This window comes from Paenibacillus albidus (assembly GCF_014644435.1).
In the GTDB taxonomy this organism is placed as follows: Bacteria; Bacillota; Bacilli; order Paenibacillales; family Paenibacillaceae; genus Paenibacillus_AQ; species Paenibacillus_AQ albidus.
In genome coordinates this window covers 340,359-356,008 of sequence record NZ_BMKR01000001.1, presented here as the reverse complement: position 1 = coordinate 356,008, position 15,650 = coordinate 340,359, and the positions used below count along the sequence as shown (strand labels likewise).

Genomic DNA, 15,650 nt, shown 5'->3' with positions numbered 1-15,650 from the left:
AAAACAATCTGACAGGAGAGTGTCTGAAATCTGACGCTAATGACACATTCTATTTCATCTCTGGGGGAGGAACACTTTGAACGTTGTGCCTGTTCCCACTTCGGAACTGACTTTGATATGACCACCTTGCGCCGAAATAATCTCTCTGGCCAGAAATAAGCCGATGCCGACCCCCTCGACTTCCCGCACCTGCTTCCCCCGGTAAAACCGCTTAAAGATGTGGGGGAATTCTTCGCCGGGGATGCCAGGTCCCGTATCGGTAAGTTCAATGCAGGTAAACATCTCATTGCATTCAGCATAAATCGAAATTTGTCCGCCCTGCGGCGTATATTTCACAGCATTCTCCAGCAGGTTGAACAGCGCTTCGCTTGTCCATTTGGCATCGTGGCAGGCTGTGATATCCGTCCCGCAGTCAATACTGATGGTAATTTGTTTGTTCTCCGCCAGTATATATACTTGGGATAATGCCTTGGTAAGGGTCTGTATGAGCGGTTTCGCTTCAATCTGCAGGGAGATCATTCCCGTCTCCAGCCGTGATAATTTGATTAGAGACTGGATCAGCCAATCCAGCTTGTCCGACTGCGCTTGAATATGCTGCACGTAGTGCCTCGCATCCTCACTCAGTCCGTGTGTCTCCTCCAGCAACTGACTGAATACCATGATATTAGAGAGGGGAGTTTTGGTCTGATGGGAGATATCCGAGATCAGCTCTTTTATTTTGTTTTTCTCGGTTTGAATATTCCGTTCATTCGCCTTGGCAATTCCTATGTATCGCTTCAGTTTATGTTCCATCGAAGACAGGGCTGTTTCTTCATAGATAGTGAGTGGCGGCTGGTCATGAATGGCCCGCTCAATCGCTGCATCCAAAGCCTGTATATAGGTTGCGGTCTGGCGGTTCCATAACCATACCCAGGTGGCTCCTGTTGCTGACAGGCAGATGAAGAATAGAGAAGAGAGTTGAAGCAGAACGGGGTCGAACCCGTACAGAAACATAATTCTCCAGGTAAAACAGGCCACGAGAATTATGAGTACCAATAAGAAGATTACATGAATCTGCTTGAAAGGAGGGGTGGTTCTATTTGCATTCATAGTTTCTGCCCCTCAGTCCACATATAACCCAGCCCATAGACGGTCTTAATATATTTTGGCGCTGCCGGGTCATCCTCAAGTTTGGCCCGCAGCCGTTTGATGGCTACAGTCAACGCATTTTCATCCACGAATTCGGCGTCCTTGCTCCAGATCTTGTCGATCAGCTGTTCTCTGGTCAGAATGTTGCCCGTATTGGTTACCAGCAGCCGCAGCAGTTTTTGTTCGGTTTTGCTCAACTGGAGCGGCTGTTTGTGTTTGCTGTACTCCATTTTCTCAAAATCCAATTCCAACGGGCCCAGCGTTATTGTGCCAGCCGATTGCGAGTCCGTCCTCCTGAGCACCGCCATTACCCTGGCGCGCAGAACCATCAAACTGAATGGTTTGGTGATATAATCATCGCCTCCCAGTCCAAACCCGGTAACAATATCGGACTCCATATCGTTGGCGGTGAGGAAAATAACGGGTACCCGTGACGTCCTGCGGAGTTGTTCACAGTAATCAAGCCCACTGCCGTCCGGCAGATTGATATCCAGAATAATAAGATCAACAGGGTGAACTGCAATAATATGCTCAGCCGAAGAAATATCGTACGCTTGATGTATTACCACATCGTTTTGGGCAAGAGTGAGCGCGATCCCTTTGTTTAAGCTGCGGTCGTCCTCAACGATCATTATATTCATGGCAATTCTCCTTTGTTTTTTAGGTCAAATAGTTAGTATAGGTCCCAAAAAATACATTGTAACACGGAAGAGATTGCAATTGACGAGGAGCAGCCGTTGACGTTAAGATACACGGCCCGGCCTTAAGGAATATAGAATAGCTTACACCAAGGGATGTCCCCGGAAACGAGAATATCCCTTTTCAAGTAGCCTGCAGTCCCAAGCCGTCCCCGACTAAGGTCCAGTACGAAAAACCGTCCCCGGTCTGTTTTGGAAGTTCGAGGTTTGCTCTAGAATAAGGATATAAGAAAGAGGACAACGAAAGGCGGTGAGAAAAAATGCAAACAAACAAAGGAAATGGCTTGGCGGTAGTGCTAATCGTACTTGGCGGAATCATGTTACTGGGTATGGCGCTTCCTCTGATTCACGGAATGTTCAGACTGATCTTCCCGGTATTGCTGGTTGTTCTCGGATACCTTGGGATCAAGAACGGACGCAAGTTTATCGGCTGGGGGTTAATGTTCATCGGTGTCATGACCCTGATCGCGAAGCTGTCCTGGCTGATTGGGCCACTGCTCGGAGTCGCGCTGATTGTATGGGGCGTCTCGGTATTGAACAATAAAAGAAGAAGTACTTACTAACTTGAACGATTACTTAAATACGAAGCAGGGAGGGAGCAGGAAATCATGAGTGTTTTTCGCCGCATGAGGGATATTACCGTAGCTAATTTGAATGAACGACTTGAGCAAAGCCAAGATCCTGTGAAGCTGATTGATCAATTTCTACACTCAACCCGTGAGGAGATCGGTGAAGCCGAACGGCTGTATCAGCAATACGCAGCACACACCAAGCAGTTGCAGAACCAGGTGAACCAGGCCACATCCATGAAGAACAAGCGGGAAGAACAAGCGCTGTTGGCACTAAAAGCGGGTGAAGATCATCTGGCAAAGCTTGCTCTGCAAGAAAAGATTATTCATGAAGAGAAGCTGGAGCAGTACAGTGGACTGCTGGAGTCCAGTCAGCAATCCCTGTTTGAACTCGAATCACAGCTGAATGAGCTGAAAATGGAGTATCAGACGGTGTACAGCAAACGTCAATATTATGCAGCACGGATGGAATCGCTGAGACTTCAGCAGCGGATGAACCAAAGAGCCGGTGCCTACGGCGGCGGCGGTGATGTACCCAAAATGTTCGGACGTCTGGAAGACCGGATGAACGACTGGGAACTGGAAGCGAAGAGCCTGCGCGATTTGCGGCGCATGGGTCAAGAATATGTAGTACAGGCCGGCGAGACTGTGGCCACTGTGCTGGAGAGAGAAATGGCACGCCTAAAGGAGAAGCTGAACAATGGCGGAAAGGAGTAGCACAATGACCCGAATGTTTCGTTCAACAAGAGACAGAGTATTGACAGGACTTGCAGGCGGTTTATCGGAAACGCTCAGGATTGATTCCACATTGTTGCGGATTCTGCTGCTGGTAAGTATTCCATTTACAGGCGGCATAGTAATTCCTGTATATTTTGTCGCTGCACTGATCATTCCGAAGGAGCCTACACAATATAATCCTTTCGGACCTGGCCATGGACCTGGACCAGGCGGACCTTACGGCGGACCTTACGCTGACAGACCTGAGCATGGACACGGACCGCAAGGTTCCGGCGGATACGGGCCTTATGGACACCCGAACTACAATCCCAATTTTGAGAAGAACCACGCAAATTCGGCTTCCGATTCCGGTCTGGATGCGATGATGAAGGATATTGAGAAAAAAGCTCTGCAAAAAGAAGTAGAAGAACTCAAACAAAAACTGTCTAAATACGAGAAGGGAGAAGTGTAAATAATGGGAGTATTTAAAAGAATTAAAGATATGACAAAGGCGTCGGTAAATGATCTGTTGGATAAGGTAGAGGACCCAATTGTAATGCTTAATCAGTATCTGCGCGATATGGAGGCTGAAATCCACGAGGCGGAAGTTACTGTTGCCAAACAAATGGCAAATGAGCGTCGTATGAAACAACGGGTAGAAGAGGCAGCCAAAATGTCGGCACAACGCGGAGCGCAAGCTGAACTGGCTTTGAAGAACGGCCAGGAGGAAGTTACACGCAAGCTGTTGGAAGAAAAAATCTATTTCGACCAAAAACAAGCCGAGTACAGTGAGCTTCACGGTCAAGCCGAAGTACATGCCAAGGAGCTGGTACAACAGCTGCATGACATGAAGGATGAATTCTACAAGCTGCGCAACAAGCGCAATGAGCTGGTGTCCCGTGCCCAAATGGCTAAAGCCAAGAAGCAAATGTCACAGATCAGCAGTGTGCATGCCATCGAGAGCGGAAGTGCATCGCTTGGATTCCACCGCATGGAAGAAAAGATCATGCAGCTTGAAGCTGAAGCTGATGTAATGCGTGCGCCTTACAGCCCTTCGGCCGCTTACAGCAAGCCTGTAGATGCAGAGAAACAGCTGAAAGTTGAAGAACAATTGGCTGCACTGAAAAACAAGCTGAACGATAAACCAGCAGCACCTGCTCTGAACAAAAAAGAAGACTAAGCCTGCTTCCATTAACTCAGGGAGATATGATATGCTGAACAAGGTAAAGCCATACGGTATGGAATTCCATACCGCATGGCTTTTGTAGCGGTTAATGCTTACGAGTCACGAAGAGGAAGTTTGGAACTGTAGGAGCGGTAGCGTTCACCTTTGTCACCGGATTTTATCCGCTAGAGCGGTTCAAATCAGAAAATCTGGGGACAACAGCGGCCGGAAGTCCAAACATTCCTCGCAGTGACGGTTGCTTCACCGCAAAGCTTTAAATAGTGAAGCTTCGCAAAACTAAGCTTATGCTTACGAAGTTAGTTTTGCTTCGCAAAACTTTTAGGAGGTGCGATATGGATAAACGAAACCGTCTGATTGCCATCGGACTGATCGCTGTGGGCTGCATGATGATTTTTGGCAGATGGATCGGCTTTTTCTCCATTGTCGCGCTTCTGTTCCTGCTGCTGGGCATTTACCGGACAACGAGCGGCAAAGTGAAACAGGGCTATACCCTGCTGGGCATCGGCTCGGTGCTGCTGCTGCTGGATCATCTGGTGCTTGTGCTCGGAATCTGTCTGATCTCGCTCGGAATGTTTTTTACCAAGTCCAAACGGATGCAGCGCAGGGAAGGGTTTATGCAGAAGCAGAATTTCTCGTCCATGTTCGACTGGGACCGTTCGCCTTGGGTTATGCACAGTCTCAGCTCATGGCATGTGCTTGGTGAAGCCAATCTGGATCTGTCCCTGGCCATGCCGGAGGAGCGGGAGACTGTGATGTTGTTCCAGGGGATTTTTGGGGATATGGATATTCAATTGGCTGATGACTACGGAGTGGAGATTGAGGCGTTTGTGCTGTTTGGCTCCATTGAATTCGGCAATCAGCGGGATACAGGGATGCTGAACCGGCTGAGTTGGAAATCCCCGAATTATGATAGCAGTGAACATAAAGTGAAATTTAGCGTCTCCTATTTGCTAGGGGATTTGGATGTACGTTTGTCTTGACCGGTATGACGAAGGGAGGAGAGCCCCTGAATGGGTAAAAAGAACACAAATATGATTACACGCAGCATGGGTGAGGGGGCTCTGTTTGCCTTGGTCATGCTGCTCGTCATATTGTACATTTTGTATACATATGGATATTTGCAGCCTTTTGAGAATTGGAAGTTAGGCGTCCGGACGGCGATCACGCTAATATTGCTGCCGATGGCCTTCGGGATCGGCTTCGGTTTCCATCAGAGCTTCCGCGTCAAGCGGAAGCTGGAGGTTCTGCGGCAGACCCTCTTATTATGGGAGAAAGGCAATCTGACCTTGTCTATGCCGGAGCTTGGTTATGATGAGCTGGGACGTCTTGGAGAACAGCTGGGCCGGATCAGCGGCAAATGGGAGAATCAGGTGACTACGCTGCAGCGGCTGTCGACGAACAATGCGCAGCTGGCGGAACAAGCGCGGGTATCGGCGATTGTAGAGGAACGGCAGCGGTTGGCCCGTGAGCTGCATGATGCCGTCTCCCAGCAGCTGTTCGCGATTTCGATGACGGCGACGGCGGTAGGCCGGACGCTGGAGAAGGACTTTGACAAAGCGCAGCGGCAGATCGCCTTGATCGAAGAGATGTCCGCCGTGGCGCAGTCGGAGATGCGGGCACTGCTGCTGCATCTAAGACCCGTATACCTCGAAGGCAAGGGGCTGGAGCAGGGGCTGCGGGAATTGATTAGGGAACTGAAGATTAAAGTGCCGATTGAGATTGTGTTCGAGATGGACGCGGATGTGCAGCTGCTCAAAGGAATCGAGAATCATCTGTTCCGCATTGTGCAGGAGGCCATCTCCAATACACTGCGGCATGCCAAGGCCGAGAAGATGGAGATTCGGCTCCACCGCCGTGGCGACACGGTTAGGTTGACGCTGCGGGATGACGGAATTGGCTTCGAAATGGATGAAAGCAAGCAGACGTCCTACGGATTGTCGAACATGCAGGAGCGTATTAGTGAAACCGGAGGCTCCATTCAGTTCATTACCGCTCCGGGCAAAGGAATGCGAATTGAAATTACTGTGCCTGTAGTCAATACTGTGGCCAGCGAATAGGAGGAAAGGATAACCATGGAGACAGAAGACGAACCGGTAAAGGTACTGCTCGTAGATGACCATGAAATGGTCCGGATTGGACTTGCAGCGGTGCTTGGCACCGAGGATGGCATAGAAGTGGTAGGCGAGGCGGGCAGCGGCGAAGAGGGAATACGGCTGGCCCAGGAGTACAATCCGGATGTGGTGCTGATGGATCTGGTAATGGACGGCATGGACGGCATTGAGACGACAAGACAGCTGCTGAAGCTCTACCCCGACTGCAAAGTGATTGTATTGACCAGTTATTTGGACGATGAAAAGATGTATCCGGTGATTGAAGCAGGGGCCTTCAGCTATCTGCTCAAGACGTCCAGAGCCAGTGAAGTGGCGGATGCGATCCGTGCGGCGGCAAGAGGACAATCGGTGCTCGAGTCCCAGGTGGCCTCCAAAATGATGAACCGCTTCCGTAATGATGCCAAAGGCGAGTCTCCGGCCTATAAAGAGCTGACCGAACGCGAAATGGAAGTGCTGCGGCTGCTCGCGCAGGGCAAATCCAATCAGGATATTGCCGACCAGCTTATTATTGGCATCAAGACGGTGAAGTTCCATGTAACGAATATTCTGGCCAAGCTGGGCGTAGAGGACCGGACCCAAGCCGCTATTTATGCCTATAAAAATGGACTGGCGGAATAAACGAAGCTGGATAAACTTCACCGATCAATAAAAGACTACGCTGGCACAACAGAACGGGGCAGAGCCCCGTTCTGTATTTTTTTGTATAAGAAAGCCCCCAGTTCGACTAGGGTTCAGTGAGCGTTTCCGAATTCATGGGATACCTGAGAGGGAAAAGTTCGCTCATGATTCTCAATCAGTTCGCCCAGATGAAGTATCGTTATGGAAACCGACAATTCTGGTGCAGAGGGGGCTACGTGGACACGATAGGACGAAACAAGAAGGTAATCGAAGAGTACATTCGCAACCAGTTAACGGAAAATAAGAATTATGATCAGCTTCACCATGAACGCCGGTGGTTATGACTGTTATGGGGACAATTATTCATACAAATTTCCTTCTTGCTTGATGTGCCGGATCTTCCTGGTGAATGTAAATATAGTGCGACAAAAAGGCATAAGCAGTACTATAATGATTATTTTGAAGATAATCCGCCAGTCAACAACGCCACTTCTGTAAATCTCAGCGATAAGAGAATAGGGTGACGGATTGCTGATAAAGAAAGTTAAAGTGAGTAAAACAGCAGCAATACTAAAGGCGTTTCGCATTTTAGAGTAATATTTGATCTCTTCACCGCGTTCAGAGAAAATACGGAAGGGAATCCCGTCATTTCTCTTCTCCATAATCAGCAGCTCGGAATTTATATTTCCCGGCAAGGAAGCAAATGAAGTGGCCCCTTTTCCGTAAGGACGCCATCGCTTGTTGCCTATCGCAAATTTTCCGATGTTCAGACCTTGTGAAAAATGTCTTATTCCCAGATCGCCTAAATAATCCTTGTATTGGTTCAGTTGCTGCATAGATTGATCGGCTACAAACTGTATTTTATAGATGAATTCCCCGGGTTTGCATGTCTCAAAAGTGTAGAAGCTCTGCTTAACCTGAACTAGTCTCCATCCTTCGGAACCCATGGAATTAAGCCAGTTTTCCTGGCTTTCCAGAGCATTGATAAAGATTTTAAAGACTCTTTTTTTCATCTTTGCGCCTCCTCAATTACTGTGATTCCTGTGTTATACAGTGAGTGAAGTCTCTTTATCTCAGATAACGTGGTCTCTTTTCCCGACTCCGTGATTATGTATTCCTTTTTTTTGCTGTACGATGAAGTGGTTATAATTAATACTCCATTACAATCATCTAAAATGCTGTCTGGTTAATCACTTATTCATTAAAATCGTATTGTTTCCCCAACATAAGTGTATATCCTCTCTTGAAGTTGGCTATTCTTTCTAGTAGATTGCTAGATTGGATGAGAGGGAGCTGCGGTATGGGACTGGGAAATCGGGGAATAGGAAAAGGAAAAGGAAAAGGTAAGCTGACGCTGCTGATATTTTGCATGAGTGTTGCTGTACTTTTACTGGCCGGGTTCCGCAGCGGAGCTGACCAGCCAACTGCGGGCGTGCCGGCAGCTACCGATACCGCATCTTTAGGTGTTGCAGAATTGCAGAAGTCGCTGGCTCTGCTTTCATCGGCTGGACAAGAAGTGACGGCCGCGGGCTCTCCGCTGCGGCTGGTCCTGAAATGGCAGGGGGAATACAGCGGCGATAGCGACAGTTTCAAGAACGCTTCGGACATGCTGGCCGAACAGCTCGGTCTCGGTAAGATCGAAGCAAGGGAAGAGGACGGGCATGCAACCTACAGAGCTTCCGGCTCCCAAGATGCCTACAGCAAGATATCCATGTTCTGGAGTCAGCTGGGCTCGGACAGCAGCTATGTGATTGTAACCGTCGAAACCCGCGATCTTCTGAAGGCAGATACATTTCAAGCTGCGGCAGAAGAAGCTGGAACACTGATGTTCTCTGCCGGCATCACGCCGGAGTGGAATGCCTCGCTGCAGGGTACCGCAAAGGCTCAGAGCGGGCCTGATACCGCACTATTTTCAATAGAACAATCGATCCAAGAGCAGCTCCCCGGCATGAATCCGGCAGAGAGCTACGAAGATGATACTACATACAGCCGCTCCTACAGTGTTCCTGACCTTGAGCGTGTGGTCAGCAGTGGCAACCATTTGATTGCCCTGCAGCTCGCGGTCCATAAGGATGGCAACAATAATACCAACCGGGTTACACTCGGATTGCCTTTAATTACTATTGAATACTGAGCAGGTTTCTAAACAAACCCTTTGCTATTTTACATTACTCAAAGGGAATTTCTTCCGGGCCTGGCTGGGGGTTAAGCTCTACATTGCAGAGCTTTTTTGCATGGAGTTAATGGACGGGGTTATAATATGTTGTGAATGACAGTCTTGGCCGTTATTATAAGCAAGAGTGTGCATAATGATAAGAAAGAGTAATCGAATTTTGCGAAATTCCGAGAGTATTTGTCAGGAATGTGATGGCATCCTTTTTAGGAATGTGATAAAATGGCATCACGTCGTATGCAGCTTTTATTATGTATCCGTCGCTGAGAATGATTGTCAACTATATTACATACAGAAAGATGAGGAGCCATGGCTGAAAATCAAACCCTTGACGCACTGCAGACACCCGGTGCTGTATTTTTTATCTTTGGGGCAACCGGAGATTTAGCCCGGCGTAAGCTTTTCCCGGCGATTTACAGCTTGTATCGTGAAGGCAAGCTGACACATGACTTTGCGGTAATTGGCGTAGCGCGCCGCCCGCGTACTCAGGAAGAATTCAGAGCTGATATTAAGGAATCGATTCGTGAGTTCTGCCGCTACCAAGCGGGTGAAGAGAATGAATGGAACGCATTCGTCGAACATTTTGAATACAAATCCCTGGACATCAACAATGTGGACGGGTTCCGTGAGCTGAGAGAGCAAACGGAAGTACTTGAAGAGAAGTTTCATATTCCCGGCAACCGTCTGTTCTATCTTGCCTTGGCTCCCGAGCTGTTCGGCAGCGTATCGTTTAACCTCAAAGCCGGCGGCATGCTGGACAGCAAAGGCTGGAATCGTCTCGTGATCGAGAAGCCGTTTGGGTATAACCTGGAATCGGCCGAAGAACTTAACGAGCAGATCCGTCAGGTGTTCAAGGAAGAGGAGATCTACCGGATCGACCACTACCTGGGCAAGGAAATGGTGCAGAACATCGAAGTGATCCGGTTTGCGAATGCCTTTTTTGAACCGCTGTGGAACAACAAGCATATTGCCAATATCCAGATTACTCTTGGCGAGACCGTGGGGGTAGAAGAGCGCGGAGGATACTACGATCATGCCGGCGCTTTACGGGATATGGGCCAGAATCATATTTTGCAGCTGCTTACAATGATTGCTATGGAGCCGCCGAGCCGTTTGCTGGCTGAAGATATCCGGGATGAGAAGGTTAAGGTCCTGCGGTCGCTGCGTCCGTACGCTTCATCCGAGGAAGTTCGCGAGAACGTCGTTCGTGGCCAATATACCCAAGGCTTGCACAAAGGCAAGACGCTTCCGGCTTACCGCCAGGAGGATAAGGTTGATCCTGAATCCAATACGGAGACGTATTTCGCGGCTCGGGTGTTTGTGGACAATTTCCGTTGGGCGGGTGTTCCTTTCTATATCCGTACCGGCAAACGCCTGCCTGTGAAGACCACCGAGGTGGTTGTAGAATTCAAGGGAATGCCAACCAATGTTTATTTAGGTCAAAAGCATAAACTGGAGCCGAATTTGCTGGTTATCCGCGTGAATCCGATGGAAGGCATTTATGTGAAGATCAATGCCAAGAAGCCGGGATCGGAATCGGAAATCCAACCGCTGGCTATGGATTTCTGCCAGAGCTGCATGATTGGCATCAACTCGCCGGAAGCTTACGAGCGCCTGCTTCATGATGCTGCACGCGGAGATTCCACCTATTTCACCCGTTGGGATGAAGTGTCGTCTGCCTGGACGTTCGTCGACCGGATTGCGAAAGCATGGAAGGAAGAAGCCGGTGATCTGGCCTCTTATCCGGCAGGGTCATGGGGGCCGGTAGAAGCGGATCAAATGCTTGCGAAGGAAGGCTTCCACTGGTGGCCGGTGAATGGACAGGAAGAAGACAATGTGGTGTGGCGCGTGAACAGCTAAGCACATATAGATGAACCATAATCGCCCTGCAGCGGCTGCAGGGCGATTTTTGCTGTGGGCACAGGCTGGTGGAGTCTTGCGGGACGGAAAGTATATTTTTGAGAATCCGTATTTATGTAGATAATAAGTGCCGGATTTTGCTATACTGAGAAGGATGCTTTTACTTGAAGCGGAGCCGGGCAGGCCTAAGGGTCTGAACTATTTTAGGAATGAAGGGAAATTATACAATGAGCTATGCACCGATTTGATAAAAGACATGTCGACTGAAGCTGAAGGATTAATTTATAGATGAAGGGATATGTCTAATGAATAAAGCACTGGATCAGAAGCTGCAACAGGAAGTGAATCGCCGCAGAACCTTTGCCATCATTTCCCACCCGGATGCGGGTAAAACAACCTTGACAGAGAAGCTGCTGCTGTTCGGCGGAGCGATACGTCTGGCGGGCACGGTAAAAGCCCGTAAAGCAAGCAAACATGCTACAAGTGACTGGATGGAAATTGAGAAACAGCGCGGAATCTCCGTTACTTCCTCAGTCATGCAGTTCGATTATCAGGATCACCGGGTAAATATTCTGGATACCCCCGGTCACCAGGATTTCAGTGAGGACACCTACCGTACGCTGACTGCCGCGGATAGCGCAGTCATGCTGATTGACGTTGCCAAAGGGGTGGAGACCCAGACGATCAAGCTGTTCCAGGTCTGTGCCAAACGCGGTATACCGATCTTTACATTCATTAACAAGCTGGACCGTGAAGGTCAAAGTCCGTTTGATCTGATGGAGGAGCTGGAGAATGTGCTGGGTATCCGCTCGGTACCTATGAACTGGCCTATCGGCAGCGGACGTGAGCTCTGCGGCGTGTATGACCGGATGAAGAACCAGGTGGAGCTGTTCCAGGGCGATGACCACACCGTAATCAAGGTGCAGAAGGTTGAAGGCTACCGCGACCCGATAATCCGGGAGATGGCTGGAGAATATCTGCATGACCAGCTGTGCCAGGACCTGGAGCTGCTGGATGTGGCCGGCGATCCTTTTGACTACGATAAGGTGCTGCGCGGAGAGCTAACTCCTGTATTCTTCGGCAGTGCGATCAACAATTTCGGCGTACAGACCTTCCTGGACAACTTCCTGGATCTGGCACCGAAACCGGAGCCGCGCCGCAGTACGATAGGTATGGTAGAACCGATGAATGAGAAATTTACAGGGTATGTGTTCAAGATTCAAGCCAATATGAACCCGGCCCACCGTGACCGGATTGCTTTTCTGCGGATCGTGTCGGGTAAGTTCGAACGCGGCATGAGCGTGAAGCATGTCCGGGCAGGCAAAGACATTAAGCTGTCCCAGCCGCAGCAGTTTCTGGCACAGGACAGGGATATTGTCGAAGAGGCTTTCCCTGGTGATATTATCGGGCTCTTTGATCCGGGTATCTTCCGGATCGGGGATACGCTGAGCCAGGCGGGAGAGATGGAATTCGATGAATTGCCGACGTTCTCTCCGGAGATTTTTTCCAAAGTAAGCATTAAAAACGCATTGAAATCAAAGCAGTTCCAGAAAGGGATCGACCAGCTTACGGAAGAGGGCATGATTCAGGTGTTCCGCACGGCAAGCTTTGATGACACCATTCTGGGTGTTGTCGGTCAGCTCCAGTTCGAGGTGTTTGAATACCGCATGAAAGGCGAATATGGGGTGGATGTGCAGCTGCAGCGCATGAACTACCAATTCGCACGCTGGTTCGTGGACGAGAATAAGCCGGACCCGAGCAAGTTCCGGATCAACTCTACGCTGGTAACTGACAAAAAGGGCAACTACGTAGTGCTATTCGAGAATGAATACGCGATGCGTACGGCCATGGAGAAGAATCCGACAGCCAAATTCCTGGAAACTGCTCCTTAAGTTAACTAGCCGGGATACCCGGCGTATATATGAGTAAACGGTAAAACCTCCGCTCCCAACGTGCTGATGCATGAAGGAGGGCGGAGGTTTTTGAATAGACGATAAGTTGCTCCTGGCCTGGTTCTCCTGTGATTTAGGAGGTGATGGAGCCTGGGTTAATGGACTTCAACTGCTCATGCAGCAGGGTAACCAAGTTGTCCTGTTTGGCAGAGTCCAGGTGCTTCCAGATGATCTCGAACACCGCTCCGAGGCCCGGAAGCGCCGCTTCGGGTCCATCAACGGAACCCTCAATCATATGACGCAAATCGGCTTCGGACTGGCCATGCACCTTGTGAATAATCGCCTGGCGCAAATCGATGGTAACCGGCATGTTATACCTCCTTGGATTGGGCTGCGCTTTTTGCGCAAATGATTTTCTTTGTTAAGGTGCCCTGCAGGAGGAGTGGAAATTCAAGTTTTTGAGCCCATATGATATACTGTTTGAGATGTAAATTGCTTGCGGGAGGTACATAGTTATGGCCAAAAAACAATATGCCGTCATTGGTATGGGGCGTTTCGGGTCAAGCGTAGCCAAAGCGCTCAGCGGCATGGGGTTTGATGTGCTGGCAATTGATGCGGACGAGCAGCGGACACAGGAGATGTCGAGCATTGTAACCCATGCCGTATCTGCGGATTCGACGGATGAGGAAGCACTGCGTGCGCTTGGTATCCGGAATTTTGATGTAGTTGTCGTGGCAATTGGGGAAGATATTCAAGCCAGTATATTGACTACTTTGATTCTAAAGGACCTCGGGGTGCCGGCGATTCTGGTTAAAGCCAAAAGTGAGCTGCACGGCAAGGTGTTAAGCAAAATTGGTGCGGACAAGGTGATTTATCCTGAACGGGATATGGGTATGCGGGTGGCGCATCATTTGGCTTCTCCGAACATTCTTGATTATATAGAGCTGTCACCGGATTACAGCATCCTGGACATGAAGGTCTCCGGCCCGATGGTGGGCAAGAACCTGCAGGAGCTGAATATCCGGGCCAGATTCGGCTGCAACGTGATGGCGATCCGCCAAGGGGATGAGATGAACATTTCGCCCCGCCCCGAGGACCGGCTGATGGAAGGGGAAGTCCTCGTCATTGTAGGCCGGAAGGACAACCTGACGAAGCTGGAGATGGCTTACCCGTAGGAGCATCCCGCGGGTGCTGGTGGATTCTGATATACTTATTGCCGCCAAGGCAACGAAAGGTAGGACCTTTATGGAAATTATGTCTCCGCAAAATACACGGGTTAAGGAATGGGCCGGACTGCAGGAGAAAAAACACCGTGACAAAACCCGGAAATATATCGTTGAAGGTATTCATTTGGTGCAGGAGGCACTGCAAGCTGAAGCGGACGTGGAATGTCTGGCATATGACCTGGATAAAGGCATGCCTGCCGAGCTTAAGGGACTGCTTCAGGCTGTGCAAGGCATGGAGGTCATCGGCGTATCTGCAGCGGTCATTGCCAAATGCAGCAGCACTGGCACGCCGCAGCCGGTGTTCGCCATTGTCCGCAAGGATGAGCAGGGTGTGGAGACGATCCTGGCGCAGAAGGACAGTCTTGTTGTCGTGCTGGACGGCTTGCAGGACCCCGGCAATGTAGGCACAATTATCCGCAGCGCCGATGCTGCAGGAGCAGCCGGAGTCATTCTTGGACAAGGCTGCGCCGACCTGTACAACCCCAAGACCATCCGTTCCACCATGGGCTCGATGTTCCATCTCCCGGTAGTGGAGGGGGATCTGCGTGAGATCCTGCCGCAGGCCCGCGAACGCGGGGCTCTGCTGGTGAGTACTTCGCTGCAAGGCGAGGAGTCCTGCTATGAGCACGATTTTCATGGCAGCCAGTGGCTGCTGATCGGCAGCGAAGGCAAGGGCATCTCGCCGGAAACGGCGCAGATGGTCGATAAAAGCATCATCATCCCGATGGCCGGCCGGGCCGAGTCGCTGAACGCGGCGATGGCGGCGACGATTTTGTTGTTTGAGGGGATGCGGCAGCGGGGGTATCCACAGCAAATAAACCCATCCCACTGTGAGTTGTAATTCACTTTGGCACCGTTTGTAATTTAGTTTGGCACTGATTTGGAACGTAGTTTTGGCACAAGAATATCAGTCCTGATGACAAGAAAACCTTGATATATCAGGACTTTTTTTATAATCCTCACTTTACAAGGCGGAATTGCTCTGGCAACTATGACATTTATAGAGTGAATGATTCTAGAGTAGTTATGATTAAATTTGATCCACGAAAATCTGAATTCGCTTTTCTAATAAGATCTAGGTCGATGCTTCAAACAATTGCTTTACATATGATTGCTAGGCATCTTTCACCGGAGCGAACAGTCAGTCTGCATCGGTCTATAACTTATTATTCATAAGCAAAAGATTTTCTAATGGATGAAACGCGCAAGTAAAATCTCAGTCTATTACTTTTTTTCTTTGCACAATTAAAGCAGAACGCATCGGGCACCGATTAAAGGGGTGTTTATTTCTCTGATCATTCCTATTCTAACAGCAACTCGCGCAGAGGACGTTCGGGCAGTGGGTTCACAAATACCGCAGCAAAATCGTCATCGACTAAAGAGGCCCGGCATGTTTGAAGAAGAATGCTAATTTATCATTAATACGTAACCGCCAGGCAGTCACCAAACTGCCTGGCGGTTTTTTTTAAATC

General features: G+C 49.5%; 16 protein-coding genes and 1 pseudogene. 13 read left to right on the top strand and 4 right to left on the bottom strand.

What is annotated here, in order from left to right; translation table 11 throughout:
* Positions 1–54 precede the first annotated feature (54 nt).
* A complete protein-coding gene (locus tag IEY53_RS01570) occupies positions 55–1,089 on the bottom strand; it encodes a sensor histidine kinase (protein ID WP_189021854.1) in 1,035 nt (344 codons plus the stop codon).
* Entirely contained in the window at positions 1,086–1,769 is a 684-nt protein-coding gene (locus IEY53_RS01565) for a response regulator transcription factor (RefSeq protein WP_189021853.1), read from the bottom strand. The genes IEY53_RS01570 and IEY53_RS01565 overlap by 4 nt, the downstream gene beginning before the upstream one ends.
* Before the next feature lie 317 nt (positions 1,770–2,086).
* Here IEY53_RS01565 and IEY53_RS01560 point away from each other — a divergent pair, with 317 nt between their 5' ends.
* The 8 genes and pseudogenes from IEY53_RS01560 to IEY53_RS01525 form a co-directional block, all read left to right on the top strand.
* Positions 2,087–2,389 carry a hypothetical protein gene (locus IEY53_RS01560; protein WP_189021852.1) on the top strand — a complete coding sequence of 101 codons (303 nt, stop codon included), beginning with the start codon at positions 2,087–2,089 and terminating at the stop codon, positions 2,387–2,389.
* Positions 2,390–2,434: 45 nt separating this feature from the next.
* Positions 2,435–3,112 carry a PspA/IM30 family protein gene (locus IEY53_RS01555; RefSeq protein WP_189021851.1) on the top strand — a complete coding sequence of 226 codons (678 nt, stop codon included), beginning with the start codon at positions 2,435–2,437 and terminating at the stop codon, positions 3,110–3,112.
* A gap of 4 nt (positions 3,113–3,116) precedes the next feature.
* Positions 3,117–3,584, top strand: a complete 468-nt coding sequence (locus IEY53_RS01550) for a PspC domain-containing protein (protein WP_189021850.1) — start codon at positions 3,117–3,119, stop codon at positions 3,582–3,584.
* Positions 3,585–3,587: 3 nt separating this feature from the next.
* On the top strand, positions 3,588–4,292 hold the full coding sequence (locus IEY53_RS01545; protein WP_189021849.1) for a PspA/IM30 family protein: 705 nt from the start codon (positions 3,588–3,590) through the stop codon (positions 4,290–4,292).
* A gap of 338 nt (positions 4,293–4,630) precedes the next feature.
* A complete protein-coding gene (liaF, locus tag IEY53_RS01540) occupies positions 4,631–5,278 on the top strand; it encodes a cell wall-active antibiotics response protein LiaF (protein WP_189021848.1) in 648 nt (215 codons plus the stop codon).
* Between the two features lie 30 nt (positions 5,279–5,308).
* Positions 5,309–6,355, top strand: coding sequence for a sensor histidine kinase (locus IEY53_RS01535; protein WP_189021847.1), 1,047 nt, complete (start codon positions 5,309–5,311; stop codon positions 6,353–6,355).
* 15 nt (positions 6,356–6,370) lie between these two features.
* Complete coding sequence (locus IEY53_RS01530) at positions 6,371–7,027, top strand: response regulator (RefSeq protein WP_189021846.1); 657 nt, start codon at positions 6,371–6,373, stop codon at positions 7,025–7,027.
* Positions 7,028–7,143: 116 nt separating this feature from the next.
* Positions 7,144–7,371 (top strand): annotated as a pseudogene (locus tag IEY53_RS01525) (transposase); the annotation flags it as partial.
* A gap of 15 nt (positions 7,372–7,386) precedes the next feature.
* On the opposite strand, the gene IEY53_RS01520 reads toward IEY53_RS01525, so the two are convergent.
* The gene (locus IEY53_RS01520) at positions 7,387–8,040 is read right to left on the bottom strand and encodes a DUF2812 domain-containing protein (RefSeq protein WP_189021845.1); all 654 of its coding nucleotides are present in this window, start codon (positions 8,038–8,040) and stop codon (positions 7,387–7,389) included.
* 287 nt (positions 8,041–8,327) lie between these two features.
* Between IEY53_RS01520 and IEY53_RS01515 the strand changes: the two genes are divergently transcribed.
* From IEY53_RS01515 to IEY53_RS01505, 3 genes are all read left to right on the top strand, one after another.
* Positions 8,328–9,161: a YwmB family TATA-box binding protein gene (locus IEY53_RS01515; RefSeq protein WP_189021844.1), complete on the top strand. Its 834-nt coding sequence runs from the start codon at positions 8,328–8,330 to the stop codon at positions 9,159–9,161.
* A gap of 348 nt (positions 9,162–9,509) precedes the next feature.
* Positions 9,510–11,060 carry a glucose-6-phosphate dehydrogenase gene (gene zwf, locus IEY53_RS01510; RefSeq protein ID WP_189021843.1) on the top strand — a complete coding sequence of 517 codons (1,551 nt, stop codon included), beginning with the start codon at positions 9,510–9,512 and terminating at the stop codon, positions 11,058–11,060.
* A 305-nt stretch (positions 11,061–11,365) separates the two neighbouring features.
* Complete coding sequence (locus IEY53_RS01505) at positions 11,366–12,952, top strand: peptide chain release factor 3 (RefSeq protein WP_189021842.1); 1,587 nt, start codon at positions 11,366–11,368, stop codon at positions 12,950–12,952.
* A gap of 133 nt (positions 12,953–13,085) precedes the next feature.
* On the opposite strand, the gene IEY53_RS01500 is transcribed toward IEY53_RS01505, so the two are convergent.
* A complete protein-coding gene (locus IEY53_RS01500) occupies positions 13,086–13,322 on the bottom strand; it encodes a small acid-soluble spore protein SspI (RefSeq protein ID WP_189021841.1) in 237 nt (78 codons plus the stop codon).
* Positions 13,323–13,467: 145 nt separating this feature from the next.
* Between IEY53_RS01500 and IEY53_RS01495 the strand changes: the two genes are divergently transcribed.
* Both IEY53_RS01495 and IEY53_RS01490 read left to right on the top strand, forming a co-directional pair.
* On the top strand, positions 13,468–14,127 hold the full coding sequence (locus IEY53_RS01495) for a potassium channel family protein (protein ID WP_189021840.1): 660 nt from the start codon (positions 13,468–13,470) through the stop codon (positions 14,125–14,127).
* A gap of 70 nt (positions 14,128–14,197) precedes the next feature.
* The gene (locus IEY53_RS01490) at positions 14,198–15,019 is read left to right on the top strand and encodes a TrmH family RNA methyltransferase (RefSeq protein ID WP_189021895.1); all 822 of its coding nucleotides are present in this window, start codon (positions 14,198–14,200) and stop codon (positions 15,017–15,019) included.
* Positions 15,020–15,650: the final 631 nt, after the last annotated feature.

Bases quoted from the DNA above. Each gene is read 5' to 3' on its own strand.
- IEY53_RS01545 (WP_189021849.1), top strand. From the start codon at position 3,588: ATGGGAGTATTTAAAAGAATTAAAGATATGACAAAGGCGTCGGTAAAT.
- IEY53_RS01505 (WP_189021842.1), top strand. From the start codon at position 11,366: ATGAATAAAGCACTGGATCAGAAGCTGCAACAGGAAGTGAATCGCCGC.
- IEY53_RS01515 (WP_189021844.1), top strand. From the start codon at position 8,328: ATGGGACTGGGAAATCGGGGAATAGGAAAAGGAAAAGGAAAAGGTAAG.
- IEY53_RS01560 (WP_189021852.1), top strand. From the start codon at position 2,087: ATGCAAACAAACAAAGGAAATGGCTTGGCGGTAGTGCTAATCGTACTT.
- IEY53_RS01520 (WP_189021845.1), bottom strand. From the start codon at position 8,040: ATGAAAAAAAGAGTCTTTAAAATCTTTATCAATGCTCTGGAAAGCCAG.
- zwf (WP_189021843.1), top strand. From the start codon at position 9,510: ATGGCTGAAAATCAAACCCTTGACGCACTGCAGACACCCGGTGCTGTA.
- IEY53_RS01535 (WP_189021847.1), top strand. From the start codon at position 5,309: ATGGGTAAAAAGAACACAAATATGATTACACGCAGCATGGGTGAGGGG.
- IEY53_RS01565 (WP_189021853.1), bottom strand. From the start codon at position 1,769: ATGAATATAATGATCGTTGAGGACGACCGCAGCTTAAACAAAGGGATC.
- IEY53_RS01550 (WP_189021850.1), top strand. From the start codon at position 3,117: ATGACCCGAATGTTTCGTTCAACAAGAGACAGAGTATTGACAGGACTT.
- IEY53_RS01555 (WP_189021851.1), top strand. From the start codon at position 2,435: ATGAGTGTTTTTCGCCGCATGAGGGATATTACCGTAGCTAATTTGAAT.
- IEY53_RS01490 (WP_189021895.1), top strand. From the start codon at position 14,198: ATGGAAATTATGTCTCCGCAAAATACACGGGTTAAGGAATGGGCCGGA.
- IEY53_RS01495 (WP_189021840.1), top strand. From the start codon at position 13,468: ATGGCCAAAAAACAATATGCCGTCATTGGTATGGGGCGTTTCGGGTCA.
- IEY53_RS01570 (WP_189021854.1), bottom strand. From the start codon at position 1,089: ATGAATGCAAATAGAACCACCCCTCCTTTCAAGCAGATTCATGTAATC.
- liaF (WP_189021848.1), top strand. From the start codon at position 4,631: ATGGATAAACGAAACCGTCTGATTGCCATCGGACTGATCGCTGTGGGC.
- IEY53_RS01500 (WP_189021841.1), bottom strand. From the start codon at position 13,322: ATGCCGGTTACCATCGATTTGCGCCAGGCGATTATTCACAAGGTGCAT.
- IEY53_RS01530 (WP_189021846.1), top strand. From the start codon at position 6,371: ATGGAGACAGAAGACGAACCGGTAAAGGTACTGCTCGTAGATGACCAT.